This window comes from Micrococcus sp. ACRRV, assembly GCF_022346985.1.
Lineage (GTDB): Bacteria > Actinomycetota > Actinomycetes > Actinomycetales > Micrococcaceae > Micrococcus > Micrococcus porci.
Window position 1 is genome coordinate 1 of record NZ_JAKRNH010000075.1, and the last position, 11,526, is coordinate 11,526.

The following is an 11,526-nucleotide window of genomic DNA, read 5'->3' on the forward strand; positions in this document are numbered from 1 at the left end:
CGCCGTGACGGCCTCGTCGCGGTGGGCCGGGGGGCGGCTTGTCGCGTCCGGCCGCGTCCCTAGGCTGGGTCCATGCTCCTGCTGCACACCTCCGACTGGCACCTCGGCCGGTCCTTCCACGGCACCGGCCTACTGGACTCCCAGCGCAGGGTGCTCGCCCAGCTCGTGGACACGGTCCGGGAGCGGGGCGTGGACGCCGTCCTGCTGGCCGGGGACGTCTACGACCGCGCGCTGCCCGCCGCCGACGCCGTGACCCTCCTCGACGAGACCCTCGCCGCCCTCCGCGCCGCCGGCTCCCAGGTGGTCCTCACCAGCGGGAACCACGACTCCGCGATCCGGCTCGGCTTCGGCTCCGCCCTGATGGCCGCCGGCGGCGTCCACGTGCGCACGGACCCGGAGCGCCTGGCCGAGCCGGTGCTGCTCGAGGACGCGGCGGGGGAGCGGGCCGCCGTCTACGGCATCCCCTACCTGGAGCCCCGCCACCTGGGCGAGGCCTGGGGCGTGGACCCGCACCACACCGCCGTCATGACCGAGGCCGTGCGCCGCGTGCTCGCCGACCTCGAGGAGCGGCGCGCCGCGGACGGCCCGCTGGCCGGCGTCGTCCTGGCGCACCTGTTCGCCGCGGGAGCGGAGGGCACCGAGTCCGAGCGGGACATCGGCGAGGGGCCGCACACGGACGCCCACGGCACCGCCCCCGAGGGTCTCGTCGGCACCCTGGGGCAGGTGCCCGTGAGCGTGTTCTCCGGCCTGGACTACGCGGCCCTGGGCCACCTGCACGGTCGGCAGACCATGGCCGAGCACGTCCGCTACTCCGGCTCCCCGCTGCCCTACTCGTTCTCGGAGGCCCGCCACACCAAGGGCGGCTGGCTCGTCCACGTGGCCGGCGGCGCCGTCACCGAGGTGGAGTCCGTGGACTGGGACGCCGGACGCCGCCTCGCCGTCCTCGAGGACCGGATCCAGCCCCTGCTGGACTCGCCCGGCTACGCATGGGCGGAGGACCGGTTCGTGCAGGCGACCGTCACGGACCCCGAGCGCCCGGAGAAGGCGCTCGAGCGGCTGCGCTCCCGGTTCCCCCACCTGCTCGTGTTCCGCCACGAGCCGGAGGGCGGGCACGCCGCCCGGGAGCGCACCTACGCGCAGGCGCTGCGTCAGGCCCCGGACGACCTCGCCCTCACCACGGGCTTCGTGGACCACGTGCGGGGCAGGCCGGCGTCGGAGGCGGAACGCGAGCTGCTGGACGAGGCCCTGACCGCCTCGCGGATCGGGGAGGCGCAGGCATGAGGATCCACCGGATGCGACTCGAGGGGATCGGCCCGTACGCCGAGCCCCAGGACCTGGACCTGGACCCGCTCAACGACGCCGGCCTGTTCCTCCTGGACGGGCCCACGGGCGCCGGCAAGTCCACCGTGCTCGCGGCCCTGTGCTTCGCCCTCTACGGCTCCGTGCCCGGGGGACGGACGCCCGAGTCCCTCGTCACCACCCTGCGCCCGCCCGGGGCGGTGGTCCCGCAGGTGCTCGTCGAATTCACCGTGCAGGGGCGGCGGTTCGAGGTCCTCCGCTCGCCCCGGCACGCCCGCCCCAAGAAGCGCGGCGGCGGCACGACGGCCACCCAGGCGTCCGTGTCCCTGCGCGAGCGCGTGGACGGTGCCTGGACCGCGCCCCTGACCCGGGCGGACGAGGTCGGCCGGCAGGTCGCCGAGGTGCTGCGGCTCGACGCGGCCCAGTTCATGCAGGTCGTCTCCCTGCCGCAGGGGCGGTTCGCCGAGTTCCTCACCGCCAGGTCCGACGACCGGCAGAGGCTGCTGCGCCGCCTCTTCGGCACCCAGCGCTTCGACGGCGTCGAGGACCGCCTCAAGGAGTGCGCCGAGGCGCTCGGGACGCGGGTGGCCGCCGACGCCGCGGAGGCGGCCGGGGCGCGGGCCCAGCTGCTCGAGCAGGCCCGTCTGGAGCTGGGGGAGGACTGGCACGCGCCGGATCCGGCCCCTGAGGAGGGGGAGGACGAGCGGCTGGTGGAGCTCACCCGCACCCGCGCGGACGCCGCTCTCGCGGAGGCCCGGACGGCGCAGCAGGCGGCCGACGCGGCCGAGGCCGCGGCGCGCGCCGCGCAGGATCGCCTCACCGCCGACACCGAGGCCCTCCGGGCGCTCGCGGCGTGGGAGGGGCGCGAGCGTGAGCATCGGCAGGCCGCCGACCACGTCGCCGCGGACAGGTCGGCCGTGGCCCTGCACGAGCGTGCCTCCCACGTGCTCGGCGCCGCCACCCGGGCGGAGCAGACCCGGGCCGCCCACGCCTCCACCGCGGAGAGAGCCCGGGCCGCCGCCGAGGCCGTGGCCGCGGACGCCCTCGCGGCCGCCTGGCTCGACGAGGCCGAGGACGCGGACGCCGCCCGCCGACGCGCCGACCGGGAGACCGATGCGCTGGCCCGGGCCGTCCGGGACCGCGACGCGCTGACCCGCCTCGAGGCCGAGGGCACCCAGGCGGACGCCGAGCGGGAGCGGCTCGAGGACGAGGCCCGCTCGGCCCGGGAGAAGGGAAAGCGCCGCGCCGCCCAGATCGCCGAACTCCACGACACCGTCGACGCCGCGGCCGCCCGACTCGGCGCCGAGGACGAGGTCGCCCGGCGCCTGGCCGAGGCCACCGAGCGGGCGGCCGCCGCGGGGCAGGCCGCCGAGCGCGCCGTCGCCCAGGAGCGGGCCCGGGCGGCCCGCGACGAGCGGAGGGACGCCCAACGCGGCGCCGCGCAGGCCCGCCTCGACCTGCTCCGCAGCCGGTTCGAGCAGGCCGCGGCCGAACTCGCCGCCGGGCTCGAGGACGGCAGTCCCTGCCCCGTCTGCGGCTCCGCCGAGCACCCCGACCCCGCGCCCCGCGCGGACGGCGCGGTCACCGAGGCCGACGTGGCCGCCGCGGACCGGGCCCTGGAGGCCGCGGACGCCGCCCTCGCCGAGGCCGAGCAGGCGCTCGCGGCGGCGTCCGAGGAGCATCGGGCGGCCCGGGAGCGGGCCGGCGGCCAGGACGTGGCCGCCGCCGAGGAGGCCCTGTCGGCCGTCCGCGCCGAGCACGAGGCCCTCGCCGCCGCCCGCACCGCCCTGGCCACGGACCGCCGGGCGCTCGCCCGCCGCGAGTCCGAGCAGCGGACGGCCGACGAGGCCGCCACGGCCCGCACCGCCGCCCTCGCCCGGCTCTCCGAAGCTCAGGCGCGGCGCACCGAGCGCGCAGCCGAGCTCACCGCGGCCGTGGCCGCCGCGCAGGGGGACGCCGCCGACCTCGACGCCCGCACGGCCCACGTGCGCACCGCCACCCGGGCGCTGTCCGCCCTCGTCGAGGCGGGGGACGCCGCGGCCCGGGCCGCCGCCGTCGCCGAGGACGCCGCCCAGGCGCTCGCCGGTGCCCTCGCAGAGCAGGACTTCGCGGACGTGGCGGCCGCCCGGGCGGCCGCGCTCCCGCCGGACGACGCCGCGGCGCGGGCCGCCCGCGTGAGGTCGTGGGACGTGGAGGAGGCCCGCCTCGCCGAGGCCGCGGCCTCGGAGCCGTTGGTCCGCGGCCGCGCCCTGCGGGAGGCCGGCACGTCCGAGCCCACCGCGGAGGAGTTCGCCGCCGCGCAGGAGACCCTCCGCGAGGCCACGGCCGCGCGCACCGCACGTGCCGCCGTCGTCGGCCGACGCGAGGCGCTCGTCGCGTCGCTCGAGCGGCAGGCCCGCCGGCTGCGCGCCGTCCTGGAGCGCTCCAGCGAGCTCCTCGCCGAGCACGAGCGGGCCACCGGCCTGCTGGCCCTGGTCCGCGGCCAGGGGGAGAACCGGCTCAAGATGCCGCTGGCCAGCTATGTCCTGGCCGGACGGCTCGAGGAGGTAGCCGCGGCGGCCACGGAGCGGCTGCTGGCCATGACGGACCGCCGCTACTCCATCGAGTACTCGGACGAGGCCACCGGGCGGGGCAACAAGGGTCTGGAACTCGTCATCCGGGACCACTACGTGGACGAGACCCGGCACCCCTCGACGCTCTCCGGGGGCGAGACCTTCATGGCCTCCCTGGCCCTCGCCCTCGGCCTGGCGGACACCGTCCAGGCCGAGGCCGGCGGCGTCGAGCTGGACACCCTGTTCGTGGACGAGGGCTTCGGCTCTCTCGACGCGGACACCCTCGACGACGTCCTCGACGTCGTCGACGGGTTGCGTGCCGGCGGGCGGACCGTGGGCCTCGTCTCCCACGTGGAGCGCATGAAGCAGGAGATCCCGGTCCGCCTCGAGGTCACGAAGTCGCGCGCGGGATCCACCCTCGCCATCCACGACGGCGGCTGAGTCGCCCCGCGGGTGCCGGGTGCGCCGCCGTCGCGGGCCCGGCCACCGCCCGCGCGGCGGCCTCACGCTCGGCGAGCTCGCGCTCCCGGGCCTCACGCGCGGCGAGCTCGCGCTCCTCGGCCTCTCGCGCGGCACGCTCGGCCTGGATCCGGCGCTCGCCCCGGGCCTCGGTCAGCCGGTAGAGCACCGGCACCAGGACGAGCGTGAGCACGGTGGAGGAGGCCAGGCCGCCCACGACGGCCACGGCCAGCGGCTGGGAGATGAACCCGGCGTGCCCGGTGATGCCCAGCGCCATGGGGGTCATGGCCAGGACGGTGGCCAGGGCGGTCATCACCACGGGGCGCACGCGGTGCAGGGCGCCCCTCTCGATCGCCTCGTCCAGGGCCATGCCGTGCCGGCGCCGGTACTGGTTGATGAGGTCGATCAGCACGATCGCGTTCGTCACCACGATGCCCACGAGCATCAGCAGGCCGATCATCGTCGCCACGCCCAGTGCGGTGCCGGAGGCCAGCAGCGCCAGCACGACGCCCGTCGCCGCGAACGGGATGGAGACCAGCAGCACGAACGGCTGACGCAGCGAGTTGAAGGTCGCCACCATCACCACGTACACGGCGGCGATCGCCGCGAGCAGCGCGAGGCCGAGGTCCCGGAAGGTCTTCGCCTGCTCGGTGGCGGCGCCGCCCACCGTCGCCTCGACGCCGTCGGGCAGCGCGACGCCCTCCAGGGCGTCGGAGACGCGCCGGGAGACGCCGCCGAGGTCGGCCGGGTCCGGGGTCACCGTGACCTCGGCGGTGCGCTGCCCGTTGGACGACGTCACCTGCGCCGGCACGTCCGCGCGGCGGACGTCGGCGAGCTCGCTCAGCGGGACGGGCCCGGAGGGGGTGCTGATCGGGACGGCGCGCAGCGCCCCCAGGCTCTCGACCGGGTCGGGGTCGCCCAGACGCACGGTGAACTCCTGGAAGCCGAACCGCACGGTCCCGACGGGCACGGCCTGCAGGGCCGCCGCCACCTGGCCGGAGACGGCCTTCTCGGTGAGTCCACGCTCGGCCGCCGCGAGGGTGTCCACGTCCACCTGGAACGTGGGGCGGACGTCGGAGGAGGGGGTGCTCGCCTGCAGCACGCCGTCCAGCCCGCCCAGGGCCTCCGCCACCCGGTCGGTCCCGTCGGCCAGGGCCTCCGGGTCCGGGGCGGTGACGGACACGGTGATGTCCTGACCGCCCGCCGGGCCCTGTTGAGCGGACACGTCCACCTCGCCGACGTCGCCCAGCCCGGCCAGGCGGCCGCGCACCTCGTCCTGCAGCGCGGTCTGGTCCGCGTCCGGGTCGGTGACCACGGTGAACGTCGCCCTGTCGGCCGAGCCCCGGCCGAACGCGCCCATCGCGCCGCCGGCGCTGCCCGCGGTGAACTGCACGGTGCGCACCCCGGGGGTGTCGCGCAGGGCGGCCTCGATGCGCCCGGCGGCCGCCGTCGTCGCCTCGAGGGAGGTGCCCGGCGCCTGCTGGGCGGTCACCACGAACGAGTTCTGCCCGGAGTCGCCGAGCAGGTTGGTGGGGATGAGCGGGGCGAGGGCGACCGTGCCGGCGAGCAGGGCCGCGGCCCCCGCCAGCGTCGCGACGGCGTGGCGCTGGGTCCAGCGCAGCACCGGGCGGTACGCGCGCGCGAGCCAGGTGTCCTCGGCGGCGTCCTCCACCGGGGACGAGACGCCCTCCGCGCTGCCCGGCGCGGCCGCCGCCCGCGGCGCCCTGAGGAACCACCAGCACAGCACGGGCACGATGGTCAGGGCGACCACCAGCGACGCCAGGAGCGCGATCGACGTCGTCACCGCGAACGGCCGGAACAGCTCGCCGGCGAGCCCGTCGACGAACGCGATGGGCAGGAACACGGCCACGGAGACCAGCGTGGACGCCGTGATCGCGGTGGCGACCTCGCGGGTGCCCTCGAGGATGGCGGTGCGCTTGTCCGCGCCGAGGCCGAGGTGGCGCCGGATGTTCTCGACGACCACGATCGCGTCGTCCACCACGCGGCCGATGGAGATGGTGAGCGCGCCCAGCGTCAGGGTGTTCAGGGAGTAGCCGAACACCGCGACGCCGATCAGCGCCGTCAGCAGGGACAGCGGGATGGAGACCGCGGTGACCATCGTCGAGCGGGCGGAGAGCAGGAACACGGCGATCACGAGGATCGCCATGGCCAGGCCCAGCAGGCCCTCGACGAAGAGCGTGCGGATGGACTGCTCGATGAAGGGCGCCTGGTCGAACACGACCGTGAGCTTCGCCCCGGACCCGGCGAGGGACTCCAGCTCGGGCAGGGCGTCGGCCACGGCGTGGGACACCGCCACGAGGTCCGCGTCCGGCGTGGCGGTGACGCTCAGGGAGAGCGTCGGCGCGCCGTCGGTCCGGGTGACGGACGTGGGGTCCGCGGCCTGCATGCTCACCGCGGCGACGTCGCCCAGGCGCGCGGGGGTGCCCGTGGCGGCCCCGGGCCCGCCGCCGCCCGCCTCGGCCCCGGCGCCCTGGTCGGCGGCCCCGGTGGAGGACTGACCCCCGCCGGGCGTCACGGTGACCTGCTCGAGGTCCGCGACGCTTCCCACGGGCGTGCCCGCCTGCACGGGGTAGGTGACGGTCCCCGAGGTGGCCTGACCGATGGGGAACAGGCCCGCGTTCTCCTCGAGGGCCGTGGTCACGTCCTGCGTGGTCAGGCCGGCGGCGGCGAGCTTCGCGGCGTCGGGGACCACGGAGACGTACTCCTCGGTGCCGCCCAGCACCTGGGCGCCGCGCACCCCGTCGATCCGCTGCAGCCGGGGGACCAGGACGTCCTCGGCGCGGCGCTTCAGGGCGTTCAGGTCCTCGTCCCCGGAGAGGGCGAGGAACACCACGGGGAAGTCGGAGACCGAGCCGGCGAAGGAGGTGGTCTGCGCCTCCTCGGGCAGCTGGGAGGCGAGGTTGGAGATCACCCGGTCCACCTGGGAGCGGGCGCGCGTCAGGTCCGTGCCGTAGCGGAACCGGAGCTGGACGCTGTTGAAGGACGTCGCGGAGGTCGAGGCGGACGAGTCCAGCCCCTCGACGGCCTGGAGGGCCTGCTCGAGGGGCTGGCCGATCTCGGCGTCCACCACCTCCGGGCTCGCACCCGGATAGGTCGTGGACACCGAGATGACGGGGAGCTCGAGCGAGGGGATCAGCTCACGCTTGAGCAGGCCCGCCGAGAGGACCCCGAACACCGCGATGAACGCGGTGACGAGCGCCACCAGGGCGCGCCGGGATAGGGAGAACCGTGCGAGCGCGCCCATGGTGGCGGGCTCAGCCGAGCTGCAGGGCGGCGTCGGTGGCGGAGCGCACCTCGGCCAGCAGGGACGGGTCGTCGTTCAGGGTGCGGCCCAGGGTGGGGATCATGTCCTTGAGGGCGGCGTCCCAGCCGGCCATCTTGGCGGGGAAGCAGCGCTCCAGGAGCTTGACCATGATCGGGGCGGCGGTGGAGGCGCCCGGGGAGGCGCCGAGCAGGCCGGCGATCGAGCCGTCGGCGTGGCTGACGACCTCGGTGCCGAACTGCAGCACGCCGCCGAGCTTGCCCTTCTTCTTCATCACCTGGACGCGCTGGCCGGCGGTGATGAGCTCCCACTCCGAGCCGTCGGCGGCCGGGTAGAACTCGTGGAGGGTGTCCACCTTCTTCTCGTTGGACTTGAGGACCTCGGTGACCAGGTACTTGGTCAGGTCCATGTTGTCCTTGGCCACGTTCAGCATCGTCGGCAGGTTGTGCGGGCGGATGGACAGCGGCAGGTCCAGGTAGGAGCCGGACTTGAGGAAGTTGGTGGAGAACCCGGCGTACGGGCCGAACAGCAGGGAGCGCTTGCCGTTGACGAAGCGGGTGTCCAGGTGCGGCACGGACATGGGCGGGGCGCCCACGGCGGCCTGGCCGTAGACCTTGGCCATGTGCTGGTTGACGACCTTCTCGTCGGTGCAGCGCAGGAACTGGCCGGAGACGGGGAAGCCGCCGAAGCCCTTGATCTCCGGGATGCCGGAGTTCTGCAGCAGGCCCAGGGCGCCGCCGCCGGCGCCCACGAACACGAAGCGGGCGCGGTCGCGCACCTCGGTCCCGGCGGCCTTGTTCTTGACGGTGACGTCCCAGCGGCCGTCGGTGCCGCGGGACAGGCCGGTGACCTTGTGGCCGAAGCGCACGTCGGCGCCGCCGGCGGCGAGGGCGGTGACCAGCTGGCGGGTCAGGGAGCCGAAGTCCACGTCGGTGCCGGTGGGCACGCGCGAGGCGGCCAGGCGCTCGGTGCCGGTGCGGCCGTCCATGAGCAGCGGGGCCCACTCGCCGATGACGTCCGGATCCTCGGTGTGCTCCATGTCCGCGAACAGGGGCTCGGCGGACATCGCCTCGTAGCGGGTCTTCAGGTAGTCCGCGTGCGCGTCGCCCACCACGAAGGACATGTGGGGCAGCGGGTTGATGAAGTTCTTCGGGTCGGCGAGCGTGCCGTCCTTCACGAGGGAGGACCAGAACTGGCGGGTGATCCAGAACTGCTCGTTGATGCCCTTGGCCTTGGCGGTGTCCACCTTGCCGTCCTTGCCCAGGGGCGAGTAGTTCAGCTCGCACAGGGCGGCGTGGCCGGTGCCGGCGTTGTTCCACGGGTCGGAGGACTCCAGGCCGGACTGGTCGAGGTTCTCGTAGAGGGCGATCGACCACGACGGCTCGAGCTTCTGCAGCATGACGCCGAGGGTGGCGCTCATGATGCCGCCGCCGATCAGGACGACGTCGTGGGTGGTGGACGTGGGGGTGGACACGATGTGCTCCTGGTGCTCGAGGGCGAGGATCGTGCACCGGCGGACCCCGTCCGGCGGGATCCACACACCGGTGCCTCGGGCGCTGAGTCTACTCCCGGCCGGTGCCCCGCGATGACCCGGGGCGAGGGCTCAGGAGTCGGCCAGGCGCACCTGGGCGAGCGGCTCGTCGAGCTGCGGGGAGGTGGGGTAGGAGGCCACCCGGGGGCCCGTGGCCAGGGCGGAGATCGGGTGGACCAGCGGCAGCGCCGGCAGGTCGAGCAGCAGGGTGCGCCCGGCGCGCCGGTGCAGCTCGCGGCGGCGCTCGTCGTCGGTCTCCGAGGCGGCGGCGTCCACGTCCGCGGTGAGCGCGGCGTTGACGTAGCCCGTCTCCGTGCGGGCGGAGCGGGCGAACGGCTCGAGGAACGCATGGGGGTCCCGGTAGTGGCCGTCGCGGCCCATCAGGTGGAGGGCGCGGCCCCTCCTGCCCAGCACGGCCCGCCGGTAGTCCTGGTCCGCGGGCACGGGGACGGGCACCACCCGCAGGCCGACCACGCCCAGGTCGGAGGAGACCATGGCGAACACGCGCTCGGGCTCGGGCAGCGACGGCCAGGCGTGCCCCGACGGATAGAGGAACTCCAGCGGCTCGCCGCGGTAGCCGGCCAGCTCCAGGAGCCGGCGGGCGCGCGCCGGGTCGACGTCGTAGCGCGGCCCGTCCTCGACGGCGACGCCGAGGGCGGGGGGCACGAGGTCGTGGGCCAGCGACGTGCCCTGCAGGAACACGTCGGACGACGCCAGGCGCGGCCGGTCCACCGCGTAGGCCACGGCCTGCCGCAGATACAGGGAGTGCAGCAGCGGGTGGTCCAGGTTCATGCCGAGGTACAGCACGGAGAAGGGGTCGCGGGGGAGCACCTGCGTGCCGGCCTCCACGAGGGGCCTCAGCTGGCCCGGCGCGACGACGTCGATGACGTCCGCGTTCCCCCGCCGCAGCTCCCGCAGCCGGGTGGACGCGCGTCCCCACGAGTGGACGACGGCGGTCGGCGGCGTGGGCAGGCCCGCCCGGGCGTGCTCGTTCGGGACCAGGACGGTGGCGGGTCCGGTGCCGCCCAGGGGCTCGAGGACCTCGACGGACTCGGCGGGGTCCGCCCACCGGTGGGGCCCGGTCCCGGCGGGGGTGGCCACGGGCGCGCCGTCGACGTCCTGGGTGCGCTTCCACGAGGCGGGGGAGGAGATCGCGAAGCGCGGCGACGCCAGGGCGGCCGGCAGGTGGCGCAGCCGGCGGCGCAGGCGCAGGTGCACGGTGCGGGCGTCGGCGGCCGTCGCGTCGCGGAACGCCGTGGAGTCTTCCCCGGCCAGGCCCCCGAAGGCCGCCACGAACGGGGAGGGCATGGCCGCCGCCTCGGCGGGCTCGCCCTCGGACCAGCGCCGCAGGTTGGCGACGACGGCGTCCGCGTCGCACGCGACGCCGTCGCTGAAGCGCAGGTCGGGGGTGAGGACGAACGTGTGCGTGAGCCCGTCCTCGGACTCGCGGTGCTCGGCGAGGAGGGGGGTGGGGGCGCCGGTGTCCTGGTCGACGCCGAGCAGGGGCTCGAGGACCTGCGCGATGAGCCGCAGCGACTCGGTGTCCCAGGCGAGGGCGGGAGTGCGGGTGAGCGGCCGCCCCGGCGCGCCCAGCACCAGGGGTCGGACGGCCGGTGCGGAGGCGGCGGACGAGGAGGAGGACGCGGGCGTGGCGCGGCCCGCGCCGCAGGCGGACAGTCCGAGGCCCAGACCGGCGAGGCCGAGGCTCAGGACCGAGCGGCGGCTGGCGTCCACGGGCTCCTCCTCGGCGGGTCTCGGACGGCGGGCGGACGCCGGGGGCGGCCGCGTGGGTGCGGGCGGGGGGACTCGAACCCCCATGTCCTCGGACACTGGAACCTAAATCCAGCGCGTCTGCCAGTTCCGCCACGCCCGCATCTCGCCCCTCGGTGCGGGGCGAGTCCCGATCCTATCGCGCGGCGCGGGCCGGGGCCGGGGTCAGTCGTCGAGGCCGAGCTCGCGGCGCAGGCGCGCCACGTGGCCGGTGGCCTTCACGTTGTACTGGGCCAGGGTGACCTTCCCGTCGGGGCCGACGACGACGGTCGAGCGGATCAGCCCCTCGGAGGTGCGGCCGTAGTTCTTCTTCTCGCCCCACGCGCCGTAGGCGGCGGCCACGGCGTGGTCCTCGTCGGAGAGCAGGGAGAAGGTCAGGCCCTCGTTCTGGGCGAAGCGGATGATCTTGCCGATGGGGTCGGGGGAGATCCCGAGCACGCGGTAGCCGGCGGCCGTCAGCGAGGCCAGGCTGTCGCGGAAGTCGCAGGCCTGCGTGGTACACCCGGGGGTGGAGGCGGCCGGGTAGAAGTACACGATCGTGGACTTGCCCGCCGAGTCCCGCAGGGAGACGGGGCGGCCGTCCTGGTCCTGCAGCGTGAACTCGGGGGCGACGTCGCCGGGCTGTCTCTTAT

Annotated in this window: 6 protein-coding genes and 1 tRNA gene; 2 read left to right on the forward strand and 5 right to left on the reverse strand. The window is 75.8% G+C overall.

Annotation, left to right across the window (positions count from 1 at the left end; translation table 11 throughout):
• Nucleotides 1-72: 72 nt before the first annotated feature.
• Together MHY29_RS08605 and MHY29_RS08610 are read left to right on the forward strand one after the other, a co-directional pair.
• Nucleotides 73-1,281 carry an exonuclease subunit SbcD gene (locus tag MHY29_RS08605; RefSeq protein WP_239240187.1) on the forward strand — a complete coding sequence of 403 codons (1,209 nt, stop codon included), beginning with the start codon at nt 73-75 and terminating at the stop codon, nt 1,279-1,281.
• Between the two features lie 11 nt (nt 1,282-1,292).
• On the forward strand, nt 1,293-4,292 hold the full coding sequence (locus MHY29_RS08610; protein WP_239240207.1) for an AAA family ATPase: 3,000 nt from the start codon (nt 1,293-1,295) through the stop codon (nt 4,290-4,292).
• Here MHY29_RS08610 and MHY29_RS08615 read toward each other — a convergent pair.
• The 5 genes from MHY29_RS08615 to bcp form a co-directional block, all read right to left on the reverse strand.
• Nucleotides 4,243-7,575, reverse strand: a complete 3,333-nt coding sequence (locus tag MHY29_RS08615; protein ID WP_239240210.1) for an efflux RND transporter permease subunit — start codon at nt 7,573-7,575, stop codon at nt 4,243-4,245. The genes MHY29_RS08610 and MHY29_RS08615 overlap by 50 nt on opposite strands.
• Nucleotides 7,576-7,585: 10 nt before the next feature.
• Nucleotides 7,586-9,067 (reverse strand): malate:quinone oxidoreductase, encoded by a 1,482-nt coding sequence (locus MHY29_RS08620; RefSeq protein WP_224356831.1) that lies wholly within the window; start codon nt 9,065-9,067, stop codon nt 7,586-7,588.
• A gap of 129 nt (nt 9,068-9,196) precedes the next feature.
• Nucleotides 9,197-10,858 (reverse strand): ABC transporter substrate-binding protein, encoded by a 1,662-nt coding sequence (locus tag MHY29_RS08625; protein ID WP_239240213.1) that lies wholly within the window; start codon nt 10,856-10,858, stop codon nt 9,197-9,199.
• Between the two features lie 57 nt (nt 10,859-10,915).
• Nucleotides 10,916-10,997, reverse strand: a tRNA-Leu gene (locus MHY29_RS08630).
• Between the two features lie 62 nt (nt 10,998-11,059).
• Nucleotides 11,060-11,526, reverse strand: a 467-nt coding sequence (gene bcp, locus MHY29_RS08635) for a thioredoxin-dependent thiol peroxidase (RefSeq protein WP_239240216.1), incomplete at its 5' end; no start/stop codon positions are given.